The organism is Paenibacillus cymbidii, assembly GCF_004764705.1.
Taxonomy (GTDB): domain Bacteria; phylum Bacillota; class Bacilli; order Paenibacillales; family NBRC-103111; genus Paenibacillus_AN; species Paenibacillus_AN cymbidii.
The window spans coordinates 20,891-37,126 of record NZ_SHLX01000021.1; the positions used below are offsets into that span (position 1 = coordinate 20,891).

Sequence of the window (16,236 nt, forward strand, 5' to 3'; positions counted from 1 at the left end):
ACCTCCTACCACAATTTGTGCTCGCTGATCCGGCGGCTGATGGCATTGGCCGAAAGCAGCAGGATGAAATTGACGATGTTGTTCAGCAGCCCGATGGCGGCGGAGAAGCCGTAATCCATCTGCAGCAGCCCCCTGCGATAGACGAATGTGGAAACGACGTCGGCCGTTTCGTAAGTGGTCGAGTTGTAGAGCAGCACGATCTTCTCGAAGCTGCCGCCGCTCATGAGCCGGCCCAGCGCCAGAATGAGCATGATGACGACCGTCGGCATCATGCCCGGAATCGTCACATGCCACATTTGCCGAAAGCGGCTCGCTCCGTCGACCTTGGACGCCTCGTACAGCGTCGGATCGATCGCGGCGATGGCGGCGAGATAAATGATCGAGCCCCAGCCGACGCCCTGCCAGATGCCGGATGCGACATACACGGTGCGGAACCATTCCGGCTTGATCAGGAACGTGACGGGTTCGGCGCCGAACAGGGCGGTAATGCGGTTGATCAGCCCGTCGCCGGCAAGGAAGTCGACGAGCATGCCCGCCACGACGACCATGGAAATAAAATGGGGCAAATACGTCACGGACTGAACGATGCTCTTGAACAGGCGGTGCCGCAGCTCGTTCAGCAGCAGCGCCAGCACAATCGGCGCCGGGAAGCCGAACAGCAGCTCGTAGAAGCTGAGCAGCAGCGTATTGCGCACCAGCCGCCAGAAGTAATAGCTGTCGTAGAACGTAACGAAATGCTTGAAGCCGACCCATTCGCTGCCCCAGATGCCTTTGGCCGGGGAGAAGTTCTTGAAGGCGATCTGCAGCCCGTACATCGGCATGTACAGGAAAATCAAATAGTAGGCGACGACGGGAACGAGCATGAGGTACACGTACTTGTTGCGGGCCAAATCTTTCGCCAGCGTCCCGATCGCGGATTGCCGCATGGTTGTTCGCGCTCCTGTCCTATCCGGCCGGGTGCCGGCGCGCCCCTTGCGAGAGGCGGCGGCGCCGGCGGCCGTTATGTCTTCCGTGCGTGGCGATTACCGTTTCAAATACCGCTCATAGGCGGCTTGCTCGATTTTGACTGCATCCTGCACGTTCATTTTGTTCAGCTTCTCGACGAACTTGTCGAAATTTTCGATCGGCTCGGCGCCCATGATGAATTTGTCGAACATTTCGTCGTTGTACGTTTTGACGTCGTTCATGATCGTCGCGAACTTCGACGCTTCCTCCGACGTCAGCGACAGTGTCGGCAGCCAGCCTTTGTTGTCCGGCTGCGTCCACAGCTGAAGCGCTTCCTTCTGCTGCGGCAGAGCGGCGTTCTGGTCCATGTAGCGCGTATCCTGGGAGATCGGCGCGCCGAACGGAATCGCGTATTTGGTCAGCGCAACGCCGAAGGCAAGGCCGTCCTTGTTTTTCATCACGTCGTCGGTGTAGGTCGGGAAGCCGTTCACCATCGTGTAGCTTTTGCCTTCGACGCCGAAGTTGAACAGCATCGACCCTTGCTGGCCGTATTTGTAATCGAGCCACTTGACCGTTTCGACAACGTTCTTGTTTTTCTTGGAAATGGCGGCGCCGAGGCCGTTGAAGATCGGCTCCATCTGGCCGAGCACCGGCTTGTCGCCTTTCTTCAGCGTCGGGTAAGGAGCGCCCGCCAGATTGAACGCCGGATTCTTGTCCTTCATCGCGTTCATGAACGTGCCGATGCCGCCGCCGACCGTAACGTCCATGGCGCCGACCAGCTCGCCGGTCACCTTGGCCGTCTTCTGCTTCGCGTCGGTCGCCGCGTAGTCCGGGTCGATCAGTCCTTCCTTGTACCAGGCGCGCATCGTCGCCAGAAACTCCTTGTATTGCGGCGTCAGCGCGCCGTACTGCACCTTGCCGTTGTCGAGGTAGAAGTCGTTGCGGATGCCCCAGGCGTTGATGATCGGGTTGCCCCAGTTGAACGTGCCTTTGTTGAGCAGGAGCGGCAGCTCGTCGGCTTTGCCGTTGCCGTTCGGGTCTTTCTCCTTGAACGCCTTCAGCACGGCATGCCATTCGTCGATCGTCGTCGGCACCTGCAGCCCGAGCTTGTCGAGCCAGTCCTTGCGGATGCCGAGGCCGAAGTACGTTTGCAGCGTCGGGGCGTTGCGCAGGAACGGGAACGAATAAATGTCGCCGTTGTCGGTCGAAATTTGCTTGCGGATGTCGGGATTGTCGGTCAAAAGCTTTTTCAGATTCGGCGCGTATTTGTCGATGTAGTCGTTCAGCTTGACGATCGCGCCGCTGTCGAGCGCCGCCCGTCCTCCGCCCGGATAGGCGGCCCAGTTCCATTCGATAACGTCCGGGTAGTCGCCGGAGCTCATCATCAGGTTGAACTGATTCGTCTCCTGGCCGCTGGCCGGATGCTTGAAATCGACGTGGATGCCGGTTATTTTCTCCAGCTCCTTGTAGGCTTCCATGTCGTTCAGGCTGTTCATGCCGTTCGGACGGCTGGCGGTCAGCTGGACGAAATAGGAAAGCGTGAGCGGGCTGGAAACGATTTTGCCGTTTGCCGGCGTTGCCGATGCCGATGCCGCCGCCGACGCCGCTGCCGAAGGCGAAGCGGCGGAAGACGCGCTCGGCGATGCCGCTCCGCTTCCTCCCTTGTCGCCGCCGCTGCAGCCGACTACCCCCGCCGCCAGCGCTGCCGTCATGGAAACGGCGACAAGCGGTCGTTTCGAAAGCTTCCACTTGCTCATGGTACTGATTCCCCCTGTACGGAAATTGATCGCGGTGCCGCACGTGCTTCCGGCGCCGGCCCGTTCGTCCGGTTCGCCGCCGCGCTGCCGCAACCTCGGTCCGATTGTATGCCGCAGGCTCCGCTGCGGGGAATGGCCTGAATCTGCGATCGGCTATTCGGATATGGGATCGGCGGGCGATCCGTTTCTATTCGGGCCTATCCGCTTCTATGCTTTGCCGGTAAGCTCCGGGGGTGACGCCCTCGTATTTCTTGAAAAAGCGGATAAAACCGATGTCGTTGGCATATCCGACCCTGGCGGCGATCTGGGCGATCGTCAGCTGCGGTTCGGCGAGCATCCGTTTCGCTTCGGCAATGCGGACGAGCGCGATGAAATCGGCAATGTTCTGGCCGCTCGCCTTCTTGAAGAAGGCGGACAAATACGACGGCGTAATGCCGATCCGGTCGGCGATCGAATTGACGCTGAGCATGTTGTCGCCGTAGCGCTCGCGGACGTGCTTGCGGATGTTGTTCAGCATCCGTTCGCTCTGGTCGCTGCGGCCCGACTGGAAGTGCGCGCAGGCGGCCTTCACGCTTTCGCGCAGCCTGGCGAAGGCGGCTTCGGCGTCCGCGTCGGCGGGAGCGTCGCTCGCCAAGCGGAGCGCCAGCGCGCGGGCGAGCTCGGGGAACTGCTGCGCCAGCTTGAGCAGCGTGCCTGCGATCGACGGCAGTAGGATGCGGTGCAGCCCGGGAGCGATGCGGCGGGTCACGTAATTTTGCTCGTAAATCGAATCGAGCAGCTTCTCCGTCCGCTCGGCGTCGCCCGATTTGATCAAATTGACGAGCTGCTGCTCGACTTCCAGCGGGTAATAAAAATGCGGCTCCGGCTGCGCTTCTTCTTCGGCGGCGGCGAGCGGGCCGGCGTCGCGGCGCGAATCGGCCAGCCGCTGGTCGAGCGCAAGCAGCGCTTCGCGGTACGCTTCGCCGATACCGCCCAGCTCATGAACGGCTGCGCTTGCGCCGATCGCCGGCTTCAGGCGGAAGCGGTTTTCCAGCGTATGGGCGAGCGTACCGGCGAGCGCGGCGACGTCTTCCGCTACGTGGGCGCTTCTTTCTTCGCGCACGTTGACGAGCAGCGCCACCCGGCCGCGCTCCAGCTCGACGCTGAAGCCCCGGTGGCGTTCGTTCGCCAGCTCGGTGGCGATATTGGCCACGATGAAGCTGACGAACGGCCATTCCCGTTCGTCTTCCTCCGGCGCGAACCCGCTGATATCGCCCACTTCGATCAGCATGACGACAAACGCGGACGACACGAATTCGACGCCGACCCGCTGCAGCGCCTCCGGCCGCAGCTCGGCGGCATCCGCGCTGCCGCGGACGAGCCGCGTCAGGAAATGGACGCGAATGATCGGCGCCTGCTGCGCCAGCATGCCGCGCAGGTGCGACTCGCTTGCGCGGGACGATTCGATCGCGGAGCGAATCAGCTCGTATTCGCTGCCGGAAGCGCGGCTGCCCGCCGCTCCGTTCTGCACGATATCGCGGACAACCGCCCGCACGGGGCGATAGTTGCGGTACGCCAGGTAAATCGCCGCCGCGCCGCCGCCGAGCGCGCAAAGCAGCAGCAGCGTCACCGCCCAGCGCCGCACATCGTTGACTTCGTCAAGGAACACGTCGCGCGGCACGGCAAACACGTATTTCCACCCGTTCACCTCCGAGGTGGCATACGAAACGATAAGCCGCTGCCCGTTCCGCTCCGTTTCCTGCTTGCCGGTCTCTCCCGCCATCGCCTCGTACCCGAGCGGCGGCAGCGCGGAGGACGCGCCGGTCGAGCTGATGACCCGGCTGCGCTTGTCGACGATGTAGATGTCGCCGCGGCTTGCCGCCGCCAGCTTGACGAACAGATTGCGCAGCTGGTCCTCGTCGATCAGCACGAGCAGCGTTCCCATCGCGGAAGCAGCGCCAAGGTACGGGATCGACTGGCGGTAGGCGATGACCCGTTTGCCGGAGCCGTTGTCCAGCAGAATCGTCGTCGCCGGCTCGTAGTCGCGGTTCCCGCCCTGCTGCAATTCGTCGGTCCACGCGGCGCTTGACTTGCCCGGGAACCGGTAGACGCTGTCGAACAAAATCGGCGCCGTCGTTTTTACGTTCGGGCCAACGAGCGTGCCGGTCGTACGGACATAAATGTAAAAATCGTAGATCAGCTTGCTCAAGCTTTTGTACCGCTGCAAGTCGCCCACCAGCTCGACGCTGCGATACGCCTCCTCGTCGGACAGCGTTCCGCCGCCTGCGCCGAGCAGCCACAGCAGCTTCGGATGGAAGGCGACCTGCTGCTCGAGCTGCTCCAGCTCCTTGAGCCTGCCGTCGGCCACCTCGCGCAGCTGCTCGAGCATGGCGGCATTCGTGCTGTTTACGGTGCGTTCGACGACGGCGCGCGCTTTCCAGTACAGCACGCCGCCGGAAACGACCGCGATCAGCAGAATCGCAATAAAGGAGCCGAACAGCGGCACCATGACGCTTCGCGTGCCGAAGCGAAGCTGCAGCTTGCGCCGCGCGTTCGTGCGTGTCATTCGTTCGTCGCCGCCCCTCGTCTGTCGCATGTCTGCCGCCGCCGCGCTCACAACCACATCCTCCAGTCGCGCCCCGTCGCCCGGCATAACGCCTCAAAATAAAAATAGTCTCCCCAAATGCTGTACAAATGCGACGGTTCGCCGTTAAGCCGGCCGTAGCTGCAGGCCAGTACGCCGCTGCGCGTCTCGTCCGTCGCTGCGGAATACTCGCGCAGCGCCGCCAGCAGCTCGCGAGCGGCTGCGTCGCAGGCTGCGGCTGCCGCAGTCGTCGTACCGCTCGCTTGCGCCAGTTCGAACAGGCCGCAGGCGGCAATGGCCGCGGCCGACGTATCCTTGAGCCGGGGCGCGCCATCCGGCAGCCGAAAGTCCCACATCGGCACCCGGTCGGCCGGCAAATGGCCGATGAAATAGGCCGCCATCCGTTCGGCCGCCTGCAGGAAGGCAGGATCGCCGGTATGCGCATAGGAAAGCGCAAAGCCGTAAATGCCCCATGCCTGGCCGCGCGACCAGACGGATTGTTCGGCGTAGCCGTCGTGCCAGCGGCCGCCGAGCGGCGCGCCGATGTCCGGATCGAAATCGAACGTGTGGAACGCCGTCGCATCCGCGCGGAGCAAATGCCGCCGCGAGTTGTCCGCATGGGCGGCCGCGGCTTCGCGGTATTTCGGCTCGCCCGTGATCGCGGAAACGTTATAGAGCAAAGGCAAATTCATCATGCAGTCGATGATGATTTTGCCGCGCAAGTCGTTGTCTTCCAGGCGCCCCCAGGCGCGAATGAACTTGCCATGCGGGTTGTAACGGGCCAGCAGCCGCTCCGCCGCCTGCACGGCAAGCTCGCGGAACGCCGCGTCGCCTGTCGTGCGATAAAGCGCCACCGCATACAGCTGGTATAAAAAGCCCAGGTCATGATCGGTATAACCCGACCGCAGCCGCTCCCGATAGACCGGCAAATAGCGGTACAAATCGTCGAGCAGCGCCGGGTTGCCGGTGATCCGGTAGGCGATCGTCAGCATGCCCGTCCAGAACGAACCGGTCCAGCTGCCGTCCTCGTTCATCCCGCGCTCGTAGCGGCCCTCGCGGTCCAGATGCGGAAACCTCGTGCCGAACAAGCGCCGATTCGTTGTTAGTTTCGCGACGATCGCCGCGATTTCCTGTTCCCCTTGCGTGTGCATGCCAAATAGCCCCCTGCTCCCGGTAAATGAGACGTCGTCGTCATCCTCCATTGTAGCGGGCGGCGGCCAGGGGGCGAACGATACAAGTTTACGATCGACTGCCCGTTTCTGTTATCGGCGCGCGAATAACCGGCGAAACCGGCTCCCGCTGCGCACGGGGTTGGGATTCCGATCGCTTCTTGTTTTCCGGATTCTTCGAACGACCAGGCCAAGGGGGAATCCGGAAAACAAAGGCGAACGCTGCCGCTTCTCCATCCCAACCTCCGCTCTCCGCTACCGCCCCTTCGCCAAAACGGGCCGCCCCTCCGAAAAACGCGATTTCCCGAAGGAAACCGCGTTTGGGGGTGTGGCCGGAGAGAATAGCCAGTGAAAAATAGCTTATTTGCACCTTTTGCAGCGCCTCGGCGAAAATAGCCAGCGGAAACACTGGTTATTTCGGCCAAACAGCTCCGAAGGGGCCTTTTTCGGCGAAATAGCCAGCGAAATCACTGGCTATTTTGTTGCCGGAGGCCATTTGGGGCGCAATAGGCCATAAAAAGCGGCTTATTTAGTCACGCCAGTAGGCCACGCCAGTAGTCGCCGCCGCCGGCGGGCCTCAGCGGTCAGCGGGACGCCGGCGACCAATTCTCCAGCGACAGCGCCGACTCCGCCTTGAGCTCGAGCGGCGAATACTGGCCGCGCGTCCACATCAAGTGCGCCGCCGCGCCGATCATCGCCGCGTTGTCCGTGCACAGGCTCATCGGCGGCACGATGAGCGGCAGCCCCGCTTCCGCGCACTGGCGAACGAGCGCTTCGCGCAAGCCGCGGTTGGCGGCGACGCCGCCCGCCAGCAGCAGCTGTTTCACGCCGAGCTCGCGCGCGGCGCGCAATGCTTTACCGGTCACGACGTCGACGACCGACTCCTGGAACCCGCGCGCGACCGCAGCCGGGTCGAGCGGCGAGCCTTTCATCCGCGCCGAGTTGAGCGCGGCAAGCACCGCCGATTTCAGCCCGCTGAAGCTGAAATCGTACGAGTCCGGCTCCAGCCAGGCGCGCGGCAGCGGCAGTGCTTCCGCCGCCTCTTGCGCGAGCCGGTCGATGTGCGGGCCGCCCGGATACGGCAGCTCGAGCGCCCGGGCCACTTTGTCGTACGCTTCGCCCGCGGCGTCGTCGCGCGTACGGCCGATAATGCGGAAGCTCCCTTCCGCTTCCATATGGACAAGCTCCGTATGCCCGCCGGATACGACCAGCGCCAGCAGCGGATACTCGAGCTTGTGCACGAGCGCGTTCGCGTAGATGTGCCCGGCGATATGGTGCACACCGATCAGCGGCACTTGCAGCGAATAGGCGAGCGCCTTCGCCGCCACAACGCCGACGAGCAGGGCGCCGATCAAACCCGGCCCCTGCGTGACGGCGACGGCCGACAAGTCGCGAAGCGCGATGCCGGCTTGTTCGACCGCTTCTTCCATAATCAGCGTGATCGTCTCGACGTGCTGGCGCGACGCCACTTCCGGCACGACGCCGCCGAATTTGCGATGCGTTTCCACCTGGCTGGACACAACGTTCGAGCGGATCGTCACGCCGTCCTCGATCACGGCGACCGACGTTTCGTCGCAGCTCGTTTCGATCGCCAATATGAGCGCCGGCCGGCCGGCCGGAACCGCCGCCGGAATGTTCCTTTCTTTCACTCGTTTGCCCGCTCCTCTTCGCTATCCGCAAAATACGGCTCGAGCGCCGCCCACATGATCAGCGCGTCCTCGTTGTTGTCGGAATAGTAAGCCCGGCGTACGCCTTCGACGCGGAAGCCGAGCTTTTCGTACAAATTTTGCGCGACCCGGTTCGATACCCGCACTTCCAGCGTCATCCGGCGCGCGCCGAAATAACTGGCCGTGTGCTTCAGCTCCCGCAGCAGCCGCTCGCCCAGCTTGCGCCCGCGGTATTCGCGGCGAACGGCGATGTTCGTGATATGCGCTTCGTCCATAATCAGCCACATGCCGGCATAGCCGGCGATGCGTCCGTCCAGTTCCATCACCATATACCGGGCAAAATGGTTGTTCGTCAGCTCGTTGTGAAACGCGTTTTCGGTCCAGGGGGTCGTAAACGCTTCCTTCTCGATTTCGCCGATCGCCTTGATATCGTCCAGCCGCATCGAACGAAACAGCAGCCCTTCCGTCTCCGGCAGTCCCGTTTGTTCTCCCATCGTCCCAAATCCCCTTTATGCCTTCGGCTTCGTTCCGGCGGCGCCCGCCAGCAAATTCGCTTCGGCTTCCGCAAGCTGCGTGTAATTCGGCACCAACCGGTGCGCGTCCGCCGCTTGCCCATGGACGGCAAGCGCCGCCACATGCCGCGCTGCGAGCAGGTGATCGTGCGTCAGCAGCCTGCCGTCGCCACGCTGCTCCAGCTTCTGCCGCATGACGGCGTTGGCTTCGCCGACGAAAACGATCCGCTGCGGCAGATCGGCCGCACGTTCGGCCGCTGCGGCAAGCAGCTCGTCGAGCCAGCCGTCGACAAGCCGGATGCCGTCCGGCCGGAGTCGCTGCCAGCCGCCGGCGGCATCGCTCGCGAACAAGGCGGTGTACGCCTGGCCCCGCCGGGCGTCGAGCACGGGCACGACCCAGTCGATGGCCGCTTCCGGCAACGACGTCTCCTGGCCGCGAAACGCGGCGATGCCGCCGAACGCCAGCGCCTCCAGGCTGGAGACGCCGATTACCGGCAGCCGGAGCGCCCATGCCATCGTTTTGGCCACCGTGACGCCGATGCGCACTCCCGTATACGAGCCGGGGCCGACGCCAACGGCGATGCCGCCCAGCCCGGCCGGCAACACGCCGACTTCCCGCAGCAGCGATTCGATCAGCGGCAGCAAGTTGATCGAATGATTGCGCTCCGCCGTCTCCTGCCGCTCGCCGAGCAGCCGATTGTTCCTCGTTACCGCGATGCCCATCGAAGCGGTCGACGTATCGAGCGACAACCAGGTCGCCCCGTCGCGATCGCCGCCTTTTTTTTCCATTGGATTCGTTAAGTCCGTCATGTAATCAAGCCGCTCTCCTTCAATGCGTCGCACCAGGCAACATACGCGCTGCCGGCCGGGGTTAAACGGAACAGCCGCTCCTCGTCGCCGGTTCGTTCGATGTCGATCGCCAGCCGCTCCTCGGGGAGCAGGTCCGCGATCAGCCGCGCCCATTCGACCAGCGTCACGCCGTCGCCGAAAAAGTAGTCGTCCAGCCCGAGCTGGCTCGCATCGGCCCCGGTCAGCCGGTAAACATCCATATGATAAAACGGGCAGTCCCGTCCCTCGTACTCCTTGATAATCGTAAACGTCGGACTGCTCACCTGCGCCTGTACGCCGAGCGTCCGGGCCAGCGCTTGCGCGAACGCCGTTTTGCCCGCGCCGAGATCGCCGTCCAGCGCCAGCACCGCGCCCGGACCGCACCGGGCGGCCAGCTCCCGCGCCAGCCGCTCCGTATCTTCGATCCGCCTCGCGACATACCGATACGTCGTGTTCGTCATTCGCAACCCCTTCCGTGCGGCGGGAAAACGACGCTGCCTCCGCGCGTGACCGTGTTTATGCCTGATGCGCCCTTCAGTCGATTTGTTGAACTCATTATAGTGCTTACACGCGAGCGGCCGCAAGGGCTAACGTTGCGGAAAGCGGGACGCGGGGGAATGAGGCGGGGGAAAACGGGCAAAAGCCGCCCGCTTCGCACCGGCAGCCCCCGTGAGGACCGCACGCGAAGTAGAGCGGCAATAACGCCGTTTAGCGGAAATACGTTTTGTACCAATCGTTCGCTTCTTTCGTCAACTCGGCCAGGCCGTTCTTGTTCAAATCGTCGAGGAAGCTGTCCCAGTCTTTATCGGCGTCCTTCTGGCCGGTGATGAACAGCACGTACCATTCCTTGATTTTCGTCTCCAGCGTCTTCTTGTATTTGCCGTCGGAGGGCAGCCCCGCGAACACGATGTCCTTGTTGTATTTCGTCGTCGCCATCGAATACGTTTTGGCATACTCCATCACTTTCGGCGAAATTTGCGTCTTGCGGAAAAACTCGTGATTCACCTCCGGCATGCCGATGCCGTTGGCGGCGATTCCCGCCGCGACCCATTTGGCCGAATCCTTGTAATCGTTAATGCCGTAAGGCAGCCCGGTCACCGGATTCAGCTCGTACATCTGCCCCTTGACGCCATACCTCGCCAGCTTGTAGTAGTCGAAGTCGGCGTGGAACTTTTCGACCATCTCCAGCACCTTCTGCATTTTCCGCGGATCGCCGGCCACCTGCTTGCCGAACGTCACCGAGTTGCCGTTGGTGGTGCCCCATTTGAGAATGCCCGGTTCGCCCGACGGTCCTTTCCACGGCAAGCCGGCCGCGTAAGTGGCCTTGTCGCCGAGCACCTTCTTGAAGTTCTGGTAGAAGGCCGAACCGAGATCGTTCGGGTCGTCTTCATACATTTTCGGCACGACGTGATAGTACACGCCGGGTACGGTAAACCCGATTTTGCCGTTCCAGAACGGGATGGAGTTGGCGAAATATTGCCCCTTGTTCTCCCCCGTAATAAATTCCGGGTCGATCAGGCCGTCCTTGTACCATTTGCGCAGCAGCTTGAGCGCATCCTTCATGCCCGGCAGCACGCCGCTGGCGATAATTTGCCCGCCGGTTTCGCTCCAGTAGAAGTTGTCGATGCCCGGCGAGCCGAAAGCGCCGAATACCGCGATCATGCCTTTGTCGGACAGCGCGTACGTATCTTTTTTGCCGTTGCCGTCCGGGTCGTTGTTGACGAATTTGTAAAAGGCGGCTTCCGCTTCCTCCAGCGTTTCCGGCGTTTTCGCGATCCCCACGGCTTTCAGCCAATCGTCGCGCCAGATCGGAATAAAATTGTACGGCGTGGCGGCAAGATCGGGCAAAGCGTAGTTTTTGCCGTTCACCTTGTAGAAGTCGAAAATGTTGTCGCCGCCGTTCTGTTTGACCAACTTATAGTAGGTCGGCGCGTACTTCTGGATCATGTCGAGCGGAATTTCCGCCAGTACGCCCTGCTGCGCAAACGAGCTGTACAGATTGGAGAACAGCTTCATCACGTCCGGAATGTCGCCCGACGAAATGCGCAGGTTGAGCAGCTCCGCTTCTTTGGCCGGCTCGATGTACACATAGTTCAGCTTGACGTTCCACAGCTTCTCCAGCTCCTTGGTGAGCGGAGAATTCGGGTCTTGCGGCGCGTTGTTGTTGTTCTTGATCGAAATGGTCATCGGCTTGTCGTCCGCCGGCTTGGCGCTTGCGGAAGACGCGGGGGAACCGGACGGCGAAGGCGACGTCGCAGCCGATCCGCCGCCGCTGCAGCCGGCGACGACGGTCGCCAGCAGCGCAGCCGCTGTCAGGCTGCCGGCCAACTTGTGTGGTCTCATGAATCATGACCTCCTGTAATAGTTAATTATAGAAACGTCCGCGGACGATTTCTATCGCTTTCCGCGAGGGGCGCAGGCGGATCGGCGGCCTATCCTTTCAGCGAGCCGACCATAACGCCCTGCACAAAATATTTTTGCGCAAACGGGTACAGCACGACGATTGGCGCCGTGCCGGCGACGACCGTTGCCGCCTTGATCGTCTCCGCGTTGACGGCGACGCTCAGGTTCGAAGCCGCAATATTGTCGAATGCCGGCGACGATTCGATCACGATTTTGCGCAGCACCAGCTGCAGCGGATAATGCGACGTGTCGCGAATGTACACGAGCGCGTCGAACCAGGCGTTCCAATGCCAGACCAGCCCCCATAGCGCGACGGTAACGATGATCGGCAGCGACAGCGGGACGAAAATCGCCGCAAGAATGCGAACGTCTCCGGCGCCGTCGATGGTCGCCGACTGCTCCAGATCGGTTGGAATCGACTGGAAATAGTTGCGCACGATCAGCATCGAAAACGTATTGATCGCCGGCGGCAGCACGAGCGCCCACGGGGTGTTGCCGATATGCAGCACCTCCTGGACCAGCAAATAATCGGGGATCAGTCCGCCGGAGAAAAACATCGTAAACACGATGATCGCCGTAAACGTGCCGCGCAGCGGCAGTCTTTTGCGGGACAGCGCGTAGGCGGTCAGCACGGTAAGAACGAGCTGGAGCGCCACGCCAATCGTCATCCGCAGCAGCGTGTTGGCGTAGCCGCTCCAGATGATCGGATTGCGCAGCACGTGCCGGTAAGCGTCGAACGACGGCGAGGAAGGCCAGAACGACAGCGTCATGCGGCTCGCCTCCGCCGGTTCGCTGAGCGAAATGCGCACCACTTCCCACAGCGGCAGCAGCGTGAGCAGCGACAACACGAGCAGAAACGAATAATTGCAGGCTTGAAACCATTTTTCACCGGCGCTCAGGCGCATGGATTGTCCTCCTTACCAGATGCCGTACTCGCTGTACCGGCGGACGATCGTATTCGTGCCGATGACAAGCGCGAAGGCGATCGCGTTTTTGAACAGGTTGACGGCCGTCGACAGGCTGTACATCATATTCTCCAGCCCCATGCGGTACACGAACGTGGAGATGACGTCGGCGACGCGGTATACGCCCGGGTTGTACAGGTTGAAAATTTGATCGAAATCGTCGTTGACCACCGCCCCCACGGCAAAAATGAACATGATGACGATGACCGGGGCGATCGCCGGCAGCGTGACGTGGATCGTCTGGCGGAACCGGTTGGCGCCGTCCAGCACGGCCGCCTCGTACATCTGCGGATCGACGCCGGCCAATGCGGCAAGGAAAATAATTGTTCCCCAGCCAATTTCCTTCCAGATGGCCGAAGCGACAAGCACGGTGCGAAACCAGGAGGCGTCGGCGACAAAAAAGATCGGCTGGTGGCCGAACGCCGCCAGCAGCGCATTCACCCAGCCGGCGGACGGCGACAGAAACGTGGTCACGATGCCGCCAAGCACGACCCAGGACAGAAAATGCGGCAAATACGTGATCGTTTGCACCGCGCGTTTGAACAGCGCAAGCCGCACTTCGTTCAGCAGCAGCGCCAGCACGATCGGCGCCGGAAACGCAAACACCAGCTTGTAGAAGCTGATCAGCAGCGTGTTGCGGAACGCCAGCCAAAACTGCGGCATGTCGAACAGCATGCGAAAATGTTTGCCCCCCGCCCAGGGACTTTCGGCAAAGCCGCGTATCATGTTGTAGTCTTTAAAAGCGATCACGATGCCGTACATCGGCCCGTACTTGAACACGGCGTAGTAGACCAGCGCCGGCACCAGCATCAGCAGCAAATAACGGCTGCGGTACAAGTCCGTCAGCATCCGCGTCATGCGTCGCTCCTTTCTCCCGTTGCGGGCTGTCGAATGTTCGTCTCCCCGAGCGTAAGCCACCCGGGGGATCCGCGGAAGACGGAACATTTTGCGGTAATGGCGACTTGTTTGCGATTGTGCGTCAAACCGGCTGCCGCTTCGCGCCGCGCGGGCGATACGAACTTTTTGGCATGCTATCGAAAATGTTGCCGTTTGCCGCCTTCGCGCGCGATCGCGCCGAAAGGCGTATTGAGCGGCCGTTTGCGCGGATGCTAAAATGAAGTCAGCCAGATGAACGAAACTCGCACCGGGGGAGTCGTATGTTCCAGAAACCGATCAGACGGTTGTCCGCACGCCGGCCGCAGGCGATTCCTTACAAGAGCCGGCTGACGTTTTATTACGTCTACACCTTGCTCGTCATTCTCGTATCCGCGTCGCTGTCGGCTTACTTCTTCGACAAATCGTTGTCCGGCGAAATTGCGGTGTCGAACAAGCGCTTGCTGACCCAGCTGCGCATTTCCACCGATGCCAAGCTGGCGTCGCTGCAAAGCTACGTTCTGGAAAATATGGTCAACTCCTACCAAAACAACGGTGCGGCCACCTTCCTGGCGGGGAAGGACCCGAACGACGCCTATCAGATTTTGAAAGCCTTTACAAGTCTTTCGCTGACATCGTTCGGCGATTTTGTCGACTCCGCGTTCATTTACCGGCTGGCCGACGATACGCTGATTTCCTCGCGGGAAGGCGTCATTTTTGCCGCTGCGGATCCGGGCAATTACAGCCGCAACTATTTCCGCAGCGAAACGCTGCGGGAGGCGCTGCGCCAAGGTGCCCCCGTCTCCTGGATCAGCCCGGCGCGCAACCGTTCGGCGCTGGACAACAAATCGATGCTGTCGCTCGTTTACGCGGTCCCGCTCTTCGCGCCGCGCGAAGACAAGAACGGTCTGATCGTCATCAACATCGACGAGGATAAATTCGTGCAAACGATCAACAGCGACAACATCGACTACGGGCTGTACATGTTTGGGCCGGACAACAGCGTCATGGTGCATCTCGACGGCAACGGCGCCGTCCCGCCGGGCAATGCCGGCGCGATTGCGGAAGCTGCTGCGGGCGCGGAGGGCTTCGCCAAAACGAACATCGGCGGCGCGGCGGTCGGCGTCTCGTGGGTGACATCCGCCCTGAACGGCTGGAAATATGTTTCCTACGTGCCCGCCGAGGCGCTGAACAAGCAGCGCAATCTTGCGCTCCAGCTGGCGATCGCGCTTGTCGCCTTGTTCATTCCGGTGTCGCTGCTTGGGCTGCGCGTCGTTGCGGGGCGTGTCAATCGGCCGGTGCGGCAAATGATTTCCAGCCTGACGTCGAGGGTGCGGGAAATGGAGCAGGTGCTCGCCGACAACTACCCGCTCGTGCGGCACAAAGTGCTGGACGATCTCGTCCGCGGCCAGGGGAGCGATGCCGGACGGGAATTGGCCAGTCAACTGCGATTGGCCGGCATCGCGTTTCCTTACGGGCGGTTCGCGGTATGCATCACCGAGCTGAGCGACGGCGATATGGCGCCGCTGACGGCCGAGCAGAGGGAATATGCGACGATCAAAACGATGGAAGCGATCGACGCGCTGCTGCAAACGCGGACCATACGCGCGTACAGCCTGACGATCGGCCGCAACCGGGTGGTGACGATCGTCAACGCCGCCGGCGGCGACGAAATCGGCGCTGCGCTGCGCGGCTGGGCGAGCGGCGGCGGGCTGCCGTTCGGCATCGCCGCGAACGCCGCGCTGAGCGAAACGGCCGATTCGCCGGCGCAGCTCGGCCGCCTTTACGAGCAGGCCGAAAGCTACCTGGTCTACCGGTTCATGCACGGCTATGGCCGTTTGTTCGAGAGCGTTGCGATGGAGCCGCTGCTGGCCGGAGAAGCGAAGCTTCCGGCACGCCGGCTGGAGGAGCTGGCGGCGCCGCTGCTCGCGGGCCGAACGGAGGAAGCGCGCGTGCAGCTGGCGGCCATCTGCGGCGAGCTGGAGGGCGGCGCGTTCAGCTACCCGTACGTGCAGAGCGTGCTGATGGACATCGCCGCGCTGATCGACCGGCAAGCCGCCGAATTGCAGCTTGGCGACGGCGAGTTCGACAAGCAGCGGCTGCTGGCCGGCCTGCGGCAAGGGCAGTCGCTGGAGGAGTGCCGGCTGTGGCTGGAGGACAATGTCACACGGTTCGGGGAACGGCTGGCGGCGCGGATCGACGCTGCCGCCGATCCGCTCGGGGTAAAAATTACGTCCTTTATCGTCGGCCACATCGACAAAGACCTTTCGCTGCAGACGGTGGCCGAACATTTCCATCTGAGCCCGACGTATTTGAGCCGGATGTTCAAGGATATCGCCGGGGTCAATTTCTCCGCCTTCGTGACCGACCAGAAGCTGCAGCGCGCCAGACAACTGCTGATGGCCGACCGGAAGCTGAAGGTGACGCAGGTGGCCAATCAGCTCGGCTACTACAACCTGCCGTATTTCAGCGCGATCTTCAAGGAGAAATTCGGCATGACCCCCATGCAGCTGCGCAAGCTCGATCTTGAGTAAAACGGCGCCGCCGCCCCTGC

Annotated in this window: 13 protein-coding genes; 1 reads left to right on the top strand and 12 read right to left on the bottom strand. The window is 62.1% G+C overall.

Features of this window, described 5'->3' with window-relative positions; all coding sequences use genetic code 11:
• Positions 1-5: 5 nt before the first annotated feature.
• From EXY20_RS25200 to EXY20_RS25255, 12 genes are all read right to left on the bottom strand, one after another.
• A complete protein-coding gene (locus EXY20_RS25200; protein ID WP_135554896.1) occupies positions 6-926 on the bottom strand; it encodes an ABC transporter permease in 921 nt (306 codons plus the stop codon).
• A 96-nt stretch (positions 927-1,022) separates the two neighbouring features.
• Positions 1,023-2,702 (bottom strand): type 2 periplasmic-binding domain-containing protein, encoded by a 1,680-nt coding sequence (locus EXY20_RS25205; protein ID WP_235886191.1) that lies wholly within the window; start codon positions 2,700-2,702, stop codon positions 1,023-1,025.
• Positions 2,703-2,889: 187 nt separating this feature from the next.
• Positions 2,890-5,298, bottom strand: coding sequence for a helix-turn-helix domain-containing protein (locus tag EXY20_RS25210; RefSeq protein WP_167859511.1), 2,409 nt, complete (start codon positions 5,296-5,298; stop codon positions 2,890-2,892).
• Positions 5,295-6,416: a glycoside hydrolase family 88 protein gene (locus EXY20_RS25215; protein ID WP_167859512.1), complete on the bottom strand. Its 1,122-nt coding sequence runs from the start codon at positions 6,414-6,416 to the stop codon at positions 5,295-5,297. The genes EXY20_RS25210 and EXY20_RS25215 overlap by 4 nt, the downstream gene beginning before the upstream one ends.
• Before the next feature lie 88 nt (positions 6,417-6,504).
• Positions 6,505-6,843, bottom strand: a complete 339-nt coding sequence (locus EXY20_RS25220) for a hypothetical protein (protein WP_135554899.1) — start codon at positions 6,841-6,843, stop codon at positions 6,505-6,507.
• 175 nt (positions 6,844-7,018) lie between these two features.
• Complete coding sequence (gene tsaD, locus EXY20_RS25225) at positions 7,019-8,083, bottom strand: tRNA (adenosine(37)-N6)-threonylcarbamoyltransferase complex transferase subunit TsaD (RefSeq protein ID WP_235886192.1); 1,065 nt, start codon at positions 8,081-8,083, stop codon at positions 7,019-7,021.
• Positions 8,080-8,595, bottom strand: a complete 516-nt coding sequence (rimI, locus tag EXY20_RS25230) for a ribosomal protein S18-alanine N-acetyltransferase (RefSeq protein ID WP_135554900.1) — start codon at positions 8,593-8,595, stop codon at positions 8,080-8,082. Before rimI ends, tsaD begins: the two co-directional genes overlap by 4 nt.
• Before the next feature lie 15 nt (positions 8,596-8,610).
• A complete protein-coding gene (tsaB, locus tag EXY20_RS25235; protein WP_235886193.1) occupies positions 8,611-9,423 on the bottom strand; it encodes a tRNA (adenosine(37)-N6)-threonylcarbamoyltransferase complex dimerization subunit type 1 TsaB in 813 nt (270 codons plus the stop codon).
• On the bottom strand, positions 9,420-9,902 hold the full coding sequence (gene tsaE / locus EXY20_RS25240; RefSeq protein ID WP_135554901.1) for a tRNA (adenosine(37)-N6)-threonylcarbamoyltransferase complex ATPase subunit type 1 TsaE: 483 nt from the start codon (positions 9,900-9,902) through the stop codon (positions 9,420-9,422). The genes tsaB and tsaE overlap by 4 nt, the downstream gene beginning before the upstream one ends.
• Before the next feature lie 247 nt (positions 9,903-10,149).
• The gene (locus tag EXY20_RS25245) at positions 10,150-11,784 is read right to left on the bottom strand and encodes a type 2 periplasmic-binding domain-containing protein (protein WP_135554902.1); all 1,635 of its coding nucleotides are present in this window, start codon (positions 11,782-11,784) and stop codon (positions 10,150-10,152) included.
• Between the two features lie 89 nt (positions 11,785-11,873).
• Positions 11,874-12,749 (bottom strand): carbohydrate ABC transporter permease, encoded by an 876-nt coding sequence (locus EXY20_RS25250; protein WP_135554903.1) that lies wholly within the window; start codon positions 12,747-12,749, stop codon positions 11,874-11,876.
• Positions 12,750-12,761: 12 nt separating this feature from the next.
• On the bottom strand, positions 12,762-13,667 hold the full coding sequence (locus EXY20_RS25255) for an ABC transporter permease (RefSeq protein WP_135554904.1): 906 nt from the start codon (positions 13,665-13,667) through the stop codon (positions 12,762-12,764).
• Between the two features lie 299 nt (positions 13,668-13,966).
• On the opposite strand from EXY20_RS25255, the gene EXY20_RS25260 reads away from it, so the two are divergent.
• Positions 13,967-16,216, top strand: a complete 2,250-nt coding sequence (locus EXY20_RS25260; protein ID WP_135554905.1) for a helix-turn-helix domain-containing protein — start codon at positions 13,967-13,969, stop codon at positions 16,214-16,216.
• The last annotated feature ends 20 nt before the right edge of the window (positions 16,217-16,236 follow it).